A 15,195-nucleotide genomic window follows, 5' to 3' on the forward strand; every position below is an offset into this window, starting at 1 on the left:
TGTGCTGTGCACTTCTCGCCATCGAACGGTAAACTCCGCGCATTGCTGTCTGGAGCTATTTATGCGCGAAGCGTTGAATCAAGGCCTGATCGACTTCCTCAAGGCCTCCCCTACTCCTTTTCATGCCACTGCGGCCCTGGCCCAACGCCTCGAAGCGGCCGGTTACCAGCGTCTCGACGAGCGCGACACCTGGACCACCGAAGCCAACGGGCGCTATTACGTGACCCGCAACGACTCCGCGATCATCGCCTTCAAGCTCGGCCGCCATTCGCCGCTGCAGGGCGGCATCCGCTTGGTCGGCGCCCACACCGACAGCCCGTGCCTGCGGGTCAAGCCACAACCCGAGCTGCAACGCCAGGGTTTCTGGCAACTGGGCGTCGAAGTCTACGGCGGCGCATTACTGGCGCCGTGGTTCGACCGCGACCTGTCCCTGGCCGGCCGCGTGACCTTCCGCCGCGACGGCAAGGTCGAAAGCCAGCTGATCGACTTCAAGCTGCCGATTGCCATCATCCCCAACCTGGCGATCCACCTGAACCGTGAAGCCAACCAGGGCTGGGCGATCAATGCCCAGACCGAACTGCCGCCGATCCTCGCGCAGTTCGCCGGCGACGAGCGCGTGGACTTCCGCGCCGTGCTCACCGAGCAGTTGGCCCGCGAGCACGGGCTGAACGCCGATGTGGTGCTCGATTACGAGCTGAGCTTCTACGACACCCAAAGCGCCGCCGTGATCGGCCTCAATGGCGACTTCATCGCCGGCGCCCGCCTGGACAACCTGCTGTCGTGCTACGCCGGCCTGCAAGCCTTGCTCACCAGCGAGACCGATGAAACCTGCGTGCTGGTGTGCAACGACCACGAAGAAGTCGGCTCCTGCTCGGCCTGCGGTGCCGATGGCCCGATGCTCGAGCAGACCCTGCGTCGCCTGCTGCCCGAAGGTGATGAATTTGTCCGCACCATTCAGAAATCGCTGCTGGTATCGGCCGACAATGCCCACGGCGTCCACCCGAACTATGCCGACAAGCATGACGCCAACCACGGCCCGAAACTCAATGCCGGCCCGGTGATCAAGGTCAACAGCAACCAGCGCTACGCCACCAACAGCGAAACCGCCGGTTTCTTCCGCCACCTGTGCATGGCCGAGGAAGTCCCGGTGCAGAGCTTTGTGGTGCGCAGCGACATGGGCTGTGGCTCGACCATCGGCCCGATCACCGCCAGTCACCTGGGCGTGCGGACCGTCGACATCGGTTTGCCGACGTTCGCCATGCACTCCATTCGCGAACTGTGTGGCAGCCATGACCTGGCACATCTGGTGAAAGTGCTCGGCGCGTTCTACGCAAGCCGCGATCTGCCCTGATCCAAAGGCCGAATGCAGTTAAACATGTGGGAGCAAGCCCCCTCCCACATTTGGCTTCGCGTGGACCTGATCTATATCACCTGCATTTCCCGCAATCCCACCTAGACTTGTCAGTATTCCCACTCTGAGAAGGCCATCGCCTCATGATCACCATGTCCTCCTTCCACGCCATGCTCATCCCTATCCTGATCGGCATGATCATGCTCGCGGTCGGCTTCAACTTTCGTGACAAGCCCCTCGGCGTGTTCGGCATGTGGATCGGCATGCTGTTGATTCTGGGCACCGTGGTTTACAAGATCCTCGCTAAACTCGCTGAATAACAAATGCACTCGCATTGGGCATAGGGGCCTCGTACACTCGGTCAATTCGTCGTTTTCAAGGTTGACCGCCTCGTGCTTTCCCGTCTGCTTGCCCTGCCCTGCTGTTTGCTGATCGCCCTGCTCACCCTGCTCCCGCTCGCCCCGGCCCAGGCCGTGGGTTTGCCCGGGCTGCTGGGTGGCACCAGCAAGCCGCAACCCCAGGCCGAGCTGCCGCTGGGGCAGTCGCTGGACGAGGTGATCAAGACCCTGGAAAACGACCAGCAACGCACCCAGTTGCTGAACGACCTGAAAAAGCTGCGCCAGACCACGCAAAAGGCCCAGCCGGCCGCCGAACAAGGCGTGCTCGGGCTGATCGGCAGCACGTTGTCCGGCCTTGAGCAGCAGTTTTCCGGCGCCGACAGCCCACTGGGACGCTGGTCCGACGAAGTGGACATGGCCACGGATGAACTCAAGGCCTTGATGCTGCCGGCCAGCGAATGGCTGCCGATCATCTTCGGTTTTGCCCTGATCCTCGCCGTGTGGAGCCTGCTGGCCGCCGCGCTGATCTGGCTCAGCCACCGGGTGCGCGAGCGCTTCGGCCTGACCGAAGAACTGCCGCAACACCCGCGCACCTGGGACATGCTGCGCTTCGCCCTGCGCAAACTGGGGCCGTGGCTGATCGCGCTGGTGATCACCGTGTACCTGAGTTACGCGTTGCCCTCGTCCCTGGGCAAATCCCTGGCGATGGTGCTGGCGTATGCGCTGGTGGTCGGCACCTGTTTCTCGGCGATCTGCGTGATCGCATTCTCCGTGCTGGACGGCCCCCATCGCCGTCACGCGTTGTATATCCTGCGGCGCCAGGCGTTCCGGCCGTTGTGGTGGATCGGCAGTTTCGCCGCCTTTGGCGAAGCCCTGGGCGACCCCAGGCTGGTCGCTGCGCTGGGCCAGCACCTGGCGCACACGGCGGCAACCGTCGCCAATGTGATGGCCGCGTTGTCCACCGGCGTGTTCATCCTGCGCTTCCGCCGGCCGATTGCGCACCTGATCCGCAACCAGCCGCTGTCCCGTCGCCTGACCCGCCGCGCCCTCAGCGACACGATCGAAATCATCGGCACCTTCTGGTACATCCCGGCCCTGCTGTTGGTCGGCATTTCACTGTTCGCCACCTTCGTCTCCGCCGGCGACACCAGCACCGCCTTGCGCCAGTCGCTGCTCTGCACGGTGTTGCTGGTGCTGTGCATGGTGATCAACGGCCTGGTACGCCGCCATGCCCTCAAGCCGCAACGCGGGCACAAGCGCCATGCGCTGTACTCCGAGCGCCTGAAGAGTTTCGTCTACACCCTCGCCCACCTGCTGGTGTGGCTGACGTTTATCGAGCTGGGGCTACGGGTCTGGGGCCTGTCGCTGATCCGCTTCACCGAAGGCGACGGCCATGAAATCAGCGTCAAGCTGTTCGGCCTCGGCGGCACGCTGCTGTTTGCCTGGCTGATCTGGATTCTCAGCGACACCGCGATCCATCACGCCCTCACCCGTTCGCGCAAAGGCCTGGCCAACGCCCGTGCGCAGACCATGATGCCGCTGATCCGCAACGTGCTGTTCGTGACCATCTTCATCATTGCCGCCATCGTCGCCCTGGCCAACATGGGCATGAACGTCACGCCGCTGCTGGCCGGTGCCGGTGTGATCGGCCTGGCCATCGGTTTTGGCGCGCAGTCGCTGGTGGCGGACTTGATCACCGGCCTGTTCATCATCATCGAAGACTCCCTGGCCATCGACGACTACGTCGACGTCGGCGGCCACCTCGGCACGGTCGAGGGCCTGACCATCCGTACCGTGCGCCTGCGCGACATCGACGGCATCGTGCATACCATCCCGTTCAGCGAGATCAAGAGCATCAAGAACTACTCCCGTGAGTTCGGCTACGCGATCTTCCGGGTAGCGATCCCCTACAACATGGAAATCGACGATGCGATCAAGTTGATGCGCGACGTCGGCCAGAAAATGCGCAACGACCCGCTGCAACGCCGCAATATCTGGTCACCGCTGGAGATTCAGGGCGTGGAAAGTTTCGAGTCGGGCAGCGCGATTCTGCGGGCGCGCTTCAAGACTGCGCCGATCAAGCAATGGGAAGTGTCGCGGGCGTTCAACCTGTCGCTGAAACGTCATCTGGACGAGGCCGGGCTGGACCTGGCCACGCCGCGCCTGAGTGTGCAAGTGGTGACCGGCGCGTCGGGCGGGCTGGAGAAAGACAAGAACGCCTGAGTCCTGAGGGTCAATGTGGGAGCAAGCGGTCGAGCCCCACATTGGATCTTCGCTGATGTCAGTGTCGCGGGCTCAAGCCAGCGCGGTGCCGTCCATTTTCTGGCGCAGGCTCAACGGACGCATGTCGGTCCAGACCTCTTCGATGTAGGCCAGGCACTCCTTCTTCATGCCGCTCTTGCCCACGGTGCGCCAGCCTTCCGGCACGGCCTTGTAGTCGGGCCAGATCGAATACTGTTCTTCATGGTTGACCACTACCTGAAACAGGATGTCGTCGCGGTCGAATACTGAGGTCATTGCTGTTCTCCATCGCTCAAAGGCCGGCTGCGCACCACGCGCAGCGCTGATATCTGTAGGAACGTACCAGGCGGGTAAAAAATTAGAGGCTGGCGACCGCCGCAGCCAGGGCACGCCCGAAGATCTCGGCGACCTGATCGATCTGGGCGGCACTGATCACCAACGGCGGCAGGAAGCGCACCACGCTGCCATGGCGGCCGCCCAGTTCCAGAATCAGGCCGCGCTTGAGGCATTCGCGCTGCACCAGCGGCGCCAGTTGGCGGTGGACCGGCGGGTGGCCCTGGATATCCGGCGCGCCGTTCGGGTCCACCAGTTCCACGCCGAGCATCAGCCCGCGCCCGCGAATATCGCCCAATTGCGCAAAGTCGCGCTGCAGGATGCGCAACTGCTCCGCCAGGCGCTCGCCCATCGCCGCCGCATGGCCGGCCAGGTCGTGCTCCTTGAGGTAGCGCATCACCGCCGACCCTGCCGCCATCGCCATCTGATTGCCACGGAAGGTGCCGGCATGGGCGCCCGGCAACCAGGTGTCGAGCCAGTCGCGGTACACCACCACCGCCAACGGCAGGCTGCCGCCGATGGCCTTGGACATCACCACCACATCCGGAATGATGCCCGCGTGTTCGAAGGCGAACATCTTGCCGGTGCGCGCGAAACCGCTCTGGATTTCATCGACGATCAACGCCACACCCGCCTGCTCGGTGATCCGCCGCAGGCCGCGCAGCCAGTCGAGGTCCGCCGGGATCACGCCACCCTCGCCCTGCACCACTTCGACAATCACCGCCGCCGGCAACAGCACCCCGGCTTCCGGGTCGTTGAGCAGGTTTTCCAGATAATGCAGGTTGACCCGCACGCCTTGCGCGCCGCCCAGGCCGAACGGGCAACGGTAATCGTAGGGGAACGGCAGGAATTGCACGCCATTGCCGAGCAAGGCGCCCAAGGGTTTCTTCGGCCCCAGGCTGCCCATCAAGCTCAGCGCGCCCTGGCTCATGCCGTGATAACCGCCCTGGAACGACAGCACCGTGCTACGCCCCGTGGCGGTGCGTACCAGCTTCAACGCGGCCTCCACCGCGTCAGTGCCGGTGGGGCCGCAGAACTGGATTTTCGCCTCCTGCGCCAACGCGGCCGGCAACAGGCCGAACAGGTCTTGCACGAATTGATCCTTGACCGGGGTGGTCAGGTCGAGGGTGTGCAACGGCAGTTCGTCGCTCAACACCTGCTGGATGGCGGCGATCACCACCGGGTGGTTATGTCCCAACGCCAAGGTACCCGCGCCGGCCAGGCAGTCGATGAAACGGCGGCCTTCCACGTCTTCCACGTAGATGCCCTTGGCGCGCTTGAGTGCCAAAGGGATGCGCCGCGGGTAGCTGCGGGCGTTGGACTCCTGCTGGCGCTGGCGTGCCAGCAGCGGGCTTTCGTCGAACTGGTAGAGCGTTTCCACGGGCGCCGGGCTGACCTGCACCCGAGCGTCTGCGATTTGGCTGGTAGCGACTGACATCTCTGGATCCCTCGATACGCGGGTGATGGTGACCAAACTGCCGATCCGTTGGCATCTGGCCCAAGGGCCTGCGCGCGGATTGCCTGTTGTGGAAACGCACCAGCGTCGAATGGATTTAGGAGTTGTGGCGGTTAACGGACGGATCAAGCGCCGCCAATTGAGCCGCGCTCGCTGTCAAAGGCCCCGATACTTGTCATTCAGCGCATACAAAATCGCACACGTCTCAGCATCCAGGGCCCCGCCGTAATCCCTGGGCCGAAAGTGCATTTGAAACGCGCGGGTCCGCAGCTCGAACGCCTGGCGATTCTGCGCCGGTTTATACCCGTAGCGCTGAAACGCCCGCTCCACTTCCACCTCGGGCGGTAACCCGACACAAAAGCGGCGCTGATACATCGCCCGCGTCGCGTCATCGAACCAGGCCCCCACGCCCGCCTCGAACAGGCCGCGCCAAGGCAAGCGCGGCCCCGGATCGCTCTTGCGCCAGTACGCCACATCCGAATGCCCGAGGATGTCGCTCGGGCCGATGTGCGGGTAACGCGCGAGAATGTCGCGCAGCAATTCAATCAATACCTCCACCTGCTCCCGAGGGTACGCAGGAAAGGTAAACACCCCGCCCTCATCCCGCGCCAGGTTGACGACCTCGATGCCGATCGCGCGGCTGTTGAGGTTGTCCCGTCCGCCCCAGTGGCTCGCCCCGGCATGCCAGGCGCGCTGGCCCTCATCCACCAGGCGGAACACGCGCAACTCGTCGTAACCGGCGGCGCGGTAGCCGGGCTCGGCCGGATCAGGCAGCAGATAGTGCGCGCTGACGCCGTGTCGCGTCAGGGTGTGCAGGGATGACATAAAGGGCGCGGCGGTGTAATGCAGGACCACTTGCGCCACGGGCTCGCCGTTGCGTGCGTTGAAGTCCTTGGCGGGAAAACTGGTATCGATGACCAACATAAGAAGCGTCCTTTTCGGTACAGGCCGAGTCATTCGGCCCGTTCAAGCGCAAAACAATGACCGCCATCCTGAAGGGTTGAACGTCAGGCGGGCGGTAACTATTTGGCACACGAAAGAACGCGGGTCAGCGCCGCAGCGGCATGCCCAGATCGACCCGCAGGCCATCCGGCTGGCTGTCGAACGTCAACGAGCAGGAGCAGCGCTGGACGATCGCCTGCACAATCGCCAGGCCCAGGCCGCAGCCCTCGCTGTTGCCGTTGCGCCAGAAGCGCTGGGTCAGGTATTGCAGGTCTTCGCTGGCGATCTGTTTGCCGTGGTCGCGCACGCGGAACACCACCTGATCGCCGGCCATCAACACACTCAGCTCCACCCGGGTATCGGCCGGGGTGTGGCGCAGGGCGTTGTCCAGCAGGTTGCGCAGGGCCGCGACGGCCAGGCCCACCGGCATTTCCAGCGGGGTATCGCTGAGGTCGTCCGGCAGGATCAGGTCGATGCGCTGGTTGTCGCCGGCGTTGGCATCCTGGATCGCCAGCCGTGCAACTTGCTCGGCACTCGACTGCACGCCGTCGTCGAACGACAGGCTGCCCTCCACCCGTGCCAGCAACAGCAATTGCTCGAGGGTGCGGTGCAGGCGGTCGGCGCCCTCCTCGGCATGGGCCAGGGACTGGTCGCGGGCCGCGCCGTCGGTCATGCGCGCCACTTGCAGGTGGGTCTTGATCGCAGTCAGCGGGCTGCGCAGTTCGTGGGCGGCGTCGCCGGTGAGGCGGCGTTCGCGCTCGATGGTCTTGGCAATGCGCTGCAACAGCTGGTTCTGGGTGTCGAGCAGCGGTTTCAGCTCGCTGGGCAGCGGGTGGATCTGCAACGGTTCGAGGGAATCGGCGCTGCGCCGCATCAATGCATCGCGCATGCGATTGAGCGGCTGCAGGCTTTGACCGATCCCCAGCCACAGCAGGCACAGGCAGCCCAACAACGCCACACCGACCGGCACCGAGGCCGCCAGCAGGATCGACAGGTTCAACGCCTCGCGCTCCACCTGGCGGTCGGCGGTGGTAATGAACAGATCGCCACGGGCCAGGGTGAAGCTGCGCCACGCCGCGCCATCGATGATCTGGTCGCGAAAACCGCTGCGATGGGATTCCAGCCCCTGGTCCGGCGTGGTGTGGCTGCGCGCCAACACTTCGCCGCGCAAGGAACTGACCTGACAGGCCATGCCGCCCGGCACGTTCAGTTGCTCGGCGCTGAAGTGCTTGCCCTCGGCGCTGCTCGCCAGGCCCGGCATCTGCTCCATCAAACCGGCGACCATACGCGCCGACGCGACCAGGCGCTGGTCGAGGGAGAACATCATCTGGTTGCGCAGATCGTTGAGCATCCAGGCCGCCGCCAGCGCCCAGATCAACACAAAAGCGGCACCGAGCTTGAAGGTCAGGCGCAGGCGCAGGCTCATCACGAAGCGCTCTCTCCACCATCCGCCGGCCCCAGGCGGTAGCCCAGGCCACGCACCGTTTCGACGATGCCGTTGCCCAATTTGCGCCGCAGATGGTGGATATGCACGTTGAGGGCGTTGCTTTCCAGTTCGTCGTTGAAACCGTAGACGCTGTCTTTGAGCTGTTCGCTGGAGAGCACGCGGCCCTTGTTGTGCAGCAGCGCCTGCAACAGCGCTTGTTCACGGCGGGAAAGGTCCACGGGCTGCCCGGCCAGCAGGGTTTCGCGGCTGCTCGGGTCGTAACTGAGGCGGCCGTGTTCGATCAGGTTGACGCTGCGCCCGGCCACGCGCCGCAGCAAGGTTTGCAGGCGCGCGGCGAGTTCGCGCAGGTCGAAGGGCTTGAGCAGGTAATCATCGGCGCCGGCTTGCAGGCCGTCGACGCGGTTGGTCACCGAATCCCGCGCGGTGAGGATCAGCACCGGAATTTCCAGGCCCTGGCTGCGCTGTTGTTGCAGCAACTTGAGGCCGTCTTCGTCGGGCAGCCCGAGGTCGAGCACCATGATGTCGAATTCGGCAGCCTTGAGCATCGCCCGCGCGGCGGCGGCGGTGGCCACGCGCTCGACGGTAAAGCCCTGGGCGCCGAGGCCGGCCACGATGCCGCTGGCGATCAGTTCGTCGTCTTCACAGACCAGTACGTGCATGCTGAACCCTTCATGAAAGATGCGGGGGATTAGAAGACAGATCGATTAAGCGCGCATTATGCCGGCAAAGTTCGCAACATCAGATAATCCCTACGCTCTAGAATAGCGTCCGGTTAATCATCGGTTAATCAACGCCACACATTGTGTGCCTCACTTGCATCGAACTAAGGCTTGACCATGCGGCATCTATTTACCTTACTGCTGATGTTGTTCGCGGGATTCGCCCAGGCTGCGCCGGGTAACCCGTTCGAGACCAAACCCGACTTCCTCCCGGTGGGCAAGGCCTTCACCTTGACGTCCGAACGCCTGGAGTCCGGCGAAACCCAGCTGTTCTGGCAGATAGCCGATGGTTATTACCTGTACCAACAACGCATGAAGTTCGACGGCCTCGCCGAAAAACCCGCGCTGCCCGAGGGTGAAGCCCATAGCGATGAGTTCTTCGGCGAACAGCAAGTATACCGCCAAGGCCTCGAAGTGAAGATTCCGGCGGGGACGACCGGCCAGGTCAAGCTGGGCTGGCAGGGCTGTGCCGATGCCGGCCTGTGTTACCCGCCACAGTCGATGACCGTGGACCTGGGCGGCAACCCGGCCGTCGCCGCCACCGCACAAGCCCAGGACCAGAGCCTGGCCAGCGGCCTGCAGCAGCGCAGCCTGGGGTGGAGCCTGCTGGTGTTCTTCGGCCTGGGCCTGTTGCTGGCGTTTGCCCCGTGTTCGTTGCCGATGTTGCCGATCCTCGCCGGCCTGGTGGTCGGCAGCGGGGCCAACCCGCGTCGCGGTTTTGCGTTGGCCGGCAGCTACGTGGTGTGCATGGCGCTGGTGTATGCCGCGCTGGGCGTACTGGCCGCGCTGCTCGGCAGCAACCTGGCGGCGCTGCTGCAAACCCCGTGGATACTCGGCAGCTTCGCGGCCTTGTTCGTGATCCTGGCCCTGCCGATGTTCGGCTTTTTTGAACTGCAACTGCCGGTGGCCCTGCGCGATCGCCTCGACAACGTCAGCCGCAACCAGAGCGGCGGCAGCCTGATCGGCGCCGGAGTGCTCGGCGCCCTGTCCGGCCTGCTGGTCGGCCCCTGCATGACCGCGCCCCTGGCCGGCGCCCTGCTCTACATCGCCCAGAGCGGCAACGCCCTGCACGGCGGGCTGATCCTGTTCGCCATGGGCATCGGTATTGGCGTGCCTCTGTTGCTGCTGGTGACCGTGGGCAACCGCTTCCTGCCCAAGCCGGGCACCTGGATGAACGTGCTCAAGGGCGTGTTCGGCTTCCTGTTCCTGGCCACCGCCGTGTTGATGATCCGCCCGGTGGTCGGGGAAAACCTGTGGCTCGGCCTGTGGGGCGCGCTGGCCATGGCCATGGCCTATTGCGGCTGGCGCCTGGCCCAGGATTTCGGGCGGGTCGCCATGCTGTCCGGCGCCGTTTCCGTGGTGCTCGGGTTGTGGGGCGGCTTGCTGCTGGTCGGTGCGGCAGGTGGCAGCGACGATGTGTGGCAACCGCTGAAGGTCTACAGCGGCTCGCGGATCAGCGGCGCGCCGAGTGCCCACGATGCGTTCATGACGATCAACGACCCGGCCGTGCTGCAAAGCCAGCTCGACAGCGCCAAGGCCCAGGGCCAATGGGTGCTGGTGGATTACTACGCCGACTGGTGCGTGTCATGCAAGATCATGGAAAAACAGGTGTTCGGCAAACCCCACGTAATGGACGCCTTGAAAGACGTGCGCCTGCTGCGCCTGGACGTCACCGCCGACAACGCCGCCAGCCGCGCACTGCTCGATCGCTACAAAGTGCCGGGGCCACCGAGCTTCGTATGGATCGGCCCGGACGGTGAAGAACGCCGCGCCCGACGCATTACCGGCGAAGTCGATGCCGATACGTTCCTGCAACGCTGGACCCAGACGCGGGACGCCCGCTGATGCTGACCCTGACCATCGGCACCTTCGCCATCGCCCTGAATCACATCCTGCTGATCGGCGCGCTGATTCTCGCCACCCTGGTGGGCTGGCGCGTGGCCAAGCGTGGCGGGGAGAACCCGGAGTCGGTGCTGTTCAGCCTGTTCCTGCTGGGCATGTTGACGGCCCGCGTCAGCTTTGTGCTGATGTACTGGAGTTACTACCGCAACGACCCGTTGCAGATCGTCGACCTGCGCGACGGCGGCTTTCTCGCCTGGCCCGGCGTCATTGCACTGATCCTCGGCGCGCTGCTGTATGGCTGGCGCCGCCCGGCCCTGCGCAAACCGTTGAGTGCCGGGGTCATCACCGGCCTGCTGTTCTGGGGCATGACCAGCCTGTCGCTGAGCCTGTATGACAAGGGCTCGCGCCTGCCGGACATCACCCTGCGCAACGCCAACGGCGAGGTGGTGCAACTGGGCGATTACCAGGGCGGCCCGCTGGTGATCAACCTGTGGGCCACGTGGTGCCCACCGTGCCGTCGGGAAATGCCAGTACTGGAACGCGCCCAACGCCAACGCCCCGACGTGACGTTCCTGTTCGTCAACCAGGCCGAAAGCATGCAAAGCGTCAGCACTTACCTGGCGACCCAGGGCCTGACCCTGGACAACGTCTTGTTCGACGCCAGCGGCCGCCTCGGCCAGGCCGTGGGCTCCATGGCCTTGCCGACCACGCTGTTCTACCAAGCCGATGGACGCCTGATCAACAGCCACCTCGGCGAACTGTCCCAGGCCAGCCTGGCCCGTGCCATGGAACCCTTCGACACCGCCCCCGCCGTCACGCCCCCTACAAGGAAACCGACATGCCCCGCCTCCGCCACCTGCTGACCCTGTTATCACTGAGCATGGCCGCCACCCTGGCCCAGGCCGAAGACTGGCCGGCCCCGATCAAACAGATCGAAGCCAAGGGCGCCAAGATCCTCGGCAAGTTCGACGCCCCCAGCGGCCTCACCGGCTACGCCGCGCAGTACCAGAACCGCGGCATGGCGCTGTACCTGAGCGCCGACGGCAAAAGCGTGCTCGCCGGCACCCTGTACGACGCCCAGGGCAATGACCTGAGCAGCGCGCCCCTGGAACAATTGGTGTACGCGCCGATGGCCAAGGAAGTCTGGGCGAAGATGGAAAAAAGCAGCTGGATCCAGGACGGCGACACCAACGCGCCGCGCACGGTCTACCTGTTCAGCGACCCCAACTGCCCGTACTGCAACATGTTCTGGGAACAGGCGCGGCCCTGGGTCAAGGCCGGCAAGGTGCAGTTGCGTCACATCATGGTCGGCATCATCCGCCAAGACAGCCCAGGCAAATCCGCCGCCCTGCTGGCCAGCCCAGACCCGCAAAAAGCCCTGCAAGAACACGAAGCCGCCGGCAAGGGCAGCAAGTTGCAGGCGCTGGACAAAATCCCGGCGGCGATTGAAGCCAAACTCGAGGCCAATATGAAGTTGATGGATGAGCTGGAGTTGTCGGCGACGCCAGCGATTTTCTATCTGGATGACAAGGGCGGCTTGCAGCAACAGCAAGGGGCGCCGTCGCCAGATAAGTTGATAAAAATTCTCGGGCCGAAGTAACCCCTCGACGGTTTACGGAAAAGGCCTCCGTTTCGAGGAGGCCATTTCCTTGATGCCCTTCAATGTCGCTTGATCAAACTTCTTCGACAGTCATACCTGTTATATCGTAGTCATTATTTGGATCTATCCCCATCCTAAGATTATCGAAGGTGAGTAGAGCATTGGTTGAAGTGGCGGTAAACACGCCTGCGAGCAACTGCCAAGTTCTGCCGGGTTCGGTTATTGGAGAAATTTCCAGCCCTTGGGCCACTAGTACCAAACGAGGCGCAGGAGCCCCATTTGTCTCACGGACCCAGACACTGAACTTATAGTCACGTCCCGCCTCCAGTTGGGTGAAGTCTTTGTATAACTTCACGCGCTGAGTGACAGGATTGGTCGTGTTGGTATAACCCCAGTCTTGCAGATAATACCCATTTGACGATCCGGGAACCGCCCCTGTTTTAAGCACCAGATCCTTGATATTTGCGGCACCCGGCCCTCTTTGCCAAGCATTCCAACCTTTGCCGTTCGGATCAAAGTCAGTGTGGTCATAAAATGCCTTATGGAACGCCAACCGCAACTGCGGAAAGGCAATCGCATTACCCACAACGCCACCCACATCTGGCGTCGCCTTGAACGCAATGACCAGATCGGTTCTATTCTTCAGTTTCTCCAGCTCTGCACGCGGGAGCAGCTTCGTCAATCCACCGGACACCTCAGTAATCGGCTCGGCAATGGACACTTTGATGGTGTAGGGCGCGCCATTTTCGGCAGTGCCCACGCATTCCAACCAACCAATCTGCCCCTGCAGAATGAACCACCACGGCTCTATGGTGATTTCAGCATCCCCAGTAAAACTACGCAGATCCAAAATACCGCCTTGAACGGCGGGAGGCGTCGCCTGCGGCACAACCGGCGTCGGCAGACGCACCGGAACACTGACGTGCAAGTTCAAATCAGCCGAGGTCTGCATCTGGCAGGCGCTGGTCACGGTGTAATTGATCTTCACCGTTTTGCCGATGCTCTCGATCACCGCTTCGCGCGGCACGAAAAAGATGACCGCGCCCGACGCGCTGCCCGGCTCGGCGGCCAACGGCCAGCAACTGCCGTTGGGGCGGGTCCAGCACACACTGATGCTCTGGCCGGGATGGCTGCCGACGTAATCCACCGCCACATGTACACCGTCGCGTCCGTTCCAGACGGTCAAGTCGCTGCCCACTGCCTCGGTGACGCTGGGCGCCAGCAACACACTGGGCTCTTGGACGATCGTGAAGGACTTCGGTGTAAATTCAAGGGCCGTCGCCCGATTGCACGCGCCATCGAAGCTTGCGGCAAAGTGCAGGACGAACTCACTGCAGTCCGCTAGTTTTTTCAGTTCTGCCCGTAGGATGGGCGCATCAACCCCCTCTCTGAGCCAGCGCGCCGTAAGGGGTTCATCCATCAGGATGTCAAACCGGTAAGGGCTGTCATCCAGACGCACGCCGGTCACCCACATCCAGCAACATTGCCCCTCGGCGGCGTACTCCCAGATCGGCACCAGCCCCGTGGCATTCGCCGTGAACGTCTTGAGGTTCAACTCTCCCGCCGTTGCCTCTTCGATATCCGGCGAGGTCAGTTGAGGCCCCAGTACCTTGATCACCCGCTCCGGAGAGTACTGGGGCAGAAAACCACCGAATTGAACGCTGTAGTTCAGTGTCAAGTTCCGGTTGAACAGCGCAGCGATGATCTCGGGAGGCACGTCAAATGACAGGCTCACCGCCCCCCGACTCACCTCCTGGCAACCGAGGGACACCGGCCCATAATTCGGCCCGGAAGCATAAGCGCACACGTAATCACCTTCGCTCATGCCGTCGTAGACCACGATTGCATGGCCGCCCTGGGTGGTATTGGTCGGGTTCACCTGCCAGTGACCGGGAGGTAGCTCCACCGACTCCCGTAGGTGCGGCGCAACCAGATGCAACTGCGGATCAACGCGCAGCAGCGTCGTAGAGCGCTGATGGAAATCCTGGGCATTGTCCGGCAGCGGGTTGTCAGCCGACACCGGCTCACCTGGCGCAGTGCCGTCCCAGATAACCCCCAAATGGCAGGTAAGGGACGAGTAGTCTTCCAGGCGTGAGAGCCAGCCACGCGACAAACTGAACTCGAACACAAACCCCGGATGCGCTTCCTCCGCGGTCACAAGGTGGTCATAGGCCACCCAATAAAACCTGAACGGCACCTGATGCTGATTACCGGCGACCACCACAAACAAGCGCTCCCCTTCCCGGATCATCGGCCAGGCCTTGATCCGGATGGTTTCATCGCCCTCGAAGGTGAACATGTTCAGCCACAACGTGCTCCACTCCAACTCGGCATGCACAAACTCAGGCATAGACTCACGCAGATCCTCTTCGCGGATGTGCTGGATCTCAAGCTCAAGCACCAGCGACTCTTTGCGCACACCACTGACGACAGCCTCATACCAGATCAGCACCGTATGCCCGATGCAGGTACTGATCCATTGCCACGGAATCTCGGCCACGTCGCCGCTCGCCACATTGATCGGCGGGAATGTCGGGGCAGCCTGGTCTTTGATCGCGAAATGCACAACGACCTGGGTGCTGCCGGCCGGCAGCGTCAGCGTCGCGGTCGTGCCTTGGGCTGCATCCAGGGGATAAAGCACACTGTTGTTCTGGGCGAATTCGATGATTGCAACGGGCAACTCCGCAGCGGCGGCGTTGGCTGTTGGAGGAGACGCAACCCTCGCCGTTTGCGCGGAAGGTGTAGTTTCAGGGATCGGTTTTTTAGCCACGATAAGACTCCTGTCCAGCGTTAGATAACCATCGGGGCTGGCCCTCGCGGGCCAGGAACTCTGTTTATCTAACGCTTGGATCAGGGCACTCGCCTACTGTCAGAATTGACAGTTACTACTTGAAAGCTGCGTAAAATCGACCAATGGTAGTTCCGC

General features: G+C 63.1%; 12 protein-coding genes. 6 read left to right on the top strand and 6 right to left on the bottom strand.

The annotated features are described in order from the left end of the window. Nucleotides 1-61 precede the first annotated feature (61 nt). From PverR02_RS22380 to PverR02_RS22385, 3 genes are all read left to right on the top strand, one after another. Nucleotides 62-1,351: a M18 family aminopeptidase gene (locus PverR02_RS22380; RefSeq protein ID WP_017845813.1), complete on the top strand. Its 1,290-nt coding sequence runs from the start codon at nt 62-64 to the stop codon at nt 1,349-1,351. Between the two features lie 143 nt (nt 1,352-1,494). Beyond that, nucleotides 1,495-1,671: a hypothetical protein gene (locus PverR02_RS32325; protein ID WP_017845812.1), complete on the top strand. Its 177-nt coding sequence runs from the start codon at nt 1,495-1,497 to the stop codon at nt 1,669-1,671. A gap of 72 nt (nt 1,672-1,743) precedes the next feature. After that, a complete protein-coding gene (locus tag PverR02_RS22385) occupies nt 1,744-3,912 on the top strand; it encodes a mechanosensitive ion channel family protein (protein ID WP_079444434.1) in 2,169 nt (722 codons plus the stop codon). Between the two features lie 72 nt (nt 3,913-3,984). Here the strand turns inward: PverR02_RS22385 and PverR02_RS22390 are convergent, their stop codons facing one another. The 5 genes from PverR02_RS22390 to PverR02_RS22410 all read right to left on the bottom strand — a co-directional run bounded on the left by PverR02_RS22390 (nt 3,985) and on the right by PverR02_RS22410 (nt 8,767). Then, nucleotides 3,985-4,206 carry an MbtH family protein gene (locus PverR02_RS22390; protein ID WP_017845810.1) on the bottom strand — a complete coding sequence of 74 codons (222 nt, stop codon included), beginning with the start codon at nt 4,204-4,206 and terminating at the stop codon, nt 3,985-3,987. An 82-nt stretch (nt 4,207-4,288) separates the two neighbouring features. After that, nucleotides 4,289-5,701, bottom strand: coding sequence for an aspartate aminotransferase family protein (locus tag PverR02_RS22395; RefSeq protein WP_046382551.1), 1,413 nt, complete (start codon nt 5,699-5,701; stop codon nt 4,289-4,291). Nucleotides 5,702-5,875: 174 nt separating this feature from the next. Beyond that, nucleotides 5,876-6,643 carry an N-acetylmuramoyl-L-alanine amidase gene (locus PverR02_RS22400; RefSeq protein WP_079444435.1) on the bottom strand — a complete coding sequence of 256 codons (768 nt, stop codon included), beginning with the start codon at nt 6,641-6,643 and terminating at the stop codon, nt 5,876-5,878. A gap of 124 nt (nt 6,644-6,767) precedes the next feature. After that, a complete protein-coding gene (locus PverR02_RS22405; protein ID WP_046382549.1) occupies nt 6,768-8,087 on the bottom strand; it encodes an ATP-binding protein in 1,320 nt (439 codons plus the stop codon). Further along, the gene (locus PverR02_RS22410) at nt 8,087-8,767 is read right to left on the bottom strand and encodes a response regulator (RefSeq protein ID WP_046382548.1); all 681 of its coding nucleotides are present in this window, start codon (nt 8,765-8,767) and stop codon (nt 8,087-8,089) included. The genes PverR02_RS22405 and PverR02_RS22410 overlap by 1 nt, the downstream gene beginning before the upstream one ends. Nucleotides 8,768-8,944: 177 nt before the next feature. Between PverR02_RS22410 and dsbD the strand changes: the two genes are divergently transcribed. The 3 genes from dsbD to dsbG are packed head-to-tail and all read left to right on the top strand — an operon-like array spanning nt 8,945 to nt 12,269. Further along, the gene (gene dsbD / locus PverR02_RS22415; protein WP_057003883.1) at nt 8,945-10,672 is read left to right on the top strand and encodes a protein-disulfide reductase DsbD; all 1,728 of its coding nucleotides are present in this window, start codon (nt 8,945-8,947) and stop codon (nt 10,670-10,672) included. Next, entirely contained in the window at nt 10,672-11,532 is an 861-nt protein-coding gene (locus PverR02_RS22420) for a TlpA disulfide reductase family protein (RefSeq protein WP_046382546.1), read from the top strand. The genes dsbD and PverR02_RS22420 overlap by 1 nt, the downstream gene beginning before the upstream one ends. After that, nucleotides 11,508-12,269 carry a thiol:disulfide interchange protein DsbG gene (gene dsbG, locus PverR02_RS22425; RefSeq protein WP_046382545.1) on the top strand — a complete coding sequence of 254 codons (762 nt, stop codon included), beginning with the start codon at nt 11,508-11,510 and terminating at the stop codon, nt 12,267-12,269. The genes PverR02_RS22420 and dsbG overlap by 25 nt, the downstream gene beginning before the upstream one ends. A 73-nt stretch (nt 12,270-12,342) precedes the next feature. On the opposite strand, the gene PverR02_RS22430 is transcribed toward dsbG, so the two are convergent. Next, nucleotides 12,343-15,039: a hypothetical protein gene (locus tag PverR02_RS22430; RefSeq protein WP_079444436.1), complete on the bottom strand. Its 2,697-nt coding sequence runs from the start codon at nt 15,037-15,039 to the stop codon at nt 12,343-12,345. Nucleotides 15,040-15,195: the final 156 nt, after the last annotated feature.

It is taken from the genome of Pseudomonas veronii (assembly GCF_002028325.1).
GTDB classification, from domain to species: Bacteria; Pseudomonadota; Gammaproteobacteria; order Pseudomonadales; family Pseudomonadaceae; genus Aquipseudomonas; species Aquipseudomonas veronii.

Bases quoted from the DNA above. Each gene is read 5' to 3' on its own strand.
- PverR02_RS22390 (WP_017845810.1), bottom strand. From the start codon at position 4,206: ATGACCTCAGTATTCGACCGCGACGACATCCTGTTTCAGGTAGTGGTC.
- PverR02_RS22405 (WP_046382549.1), bottom strand. From the start codon at position 8,087: ATGAGCCTGCGCCTGCGCCTGACCTTCAAGCTCGGTGCCGCTTTTGTG.
- PverR02_RS22395 (WP_046382551.1), bottom strand. From the start codon at position 5,701: ATGTCAGTCGCTACCAGCCAAATCGCAGACGCTCGGGTGCAGGTCAGC.
- PverR02_RS22400 (WP_079444435.1), bottom strand. From the start codon at position 6,643: ATGTTGGTCATCGATACCAGTTTTCCCGCCAAGGACTTCAACGCACGC.
- PverR02_RS22410 (WP_046382548.1), bottom strand. From the start codon at position 8,767: ATGCACGTACTGGTCTGTGAAGACGACGAACTGATCGCCAGCGGCATC.
- dsbG (WP_046382545.1), top strand. From the start codon at position 11,508: ATGCCCCGCCTCCGCCACCTGCTGACCCTGTTATCACTGAGCATGGCC.
- PverR02_RS22380 (WP_017845813.1), top strand. From the start codon at position 62: ATGCGCGAAGCGTTGAATCAAGGCCTGATCGACTTCCTCAAGGCCTCC.
- PverR02_RS32325 (WP_017845812.1), top strand. From the start codon at position 1,495: ATGATCACCATGTCCTCCTTCCACGCCATGCTCATCCCTATCCTGATC.
- dsbD (WP_057003883.1), top strand. From the start codon at position 8,945: ATGCGGCATCTATTTACCTTACTGCTGATGTTGTTCGCGGGATTCGCC.
- PverR02_RS22420 (WP_046382546.1), top strand. From the start codon at position 10,672: ATGCTGACCCTGACCATCGGCACCTTCGCCATCGCCCTGAATCACATC.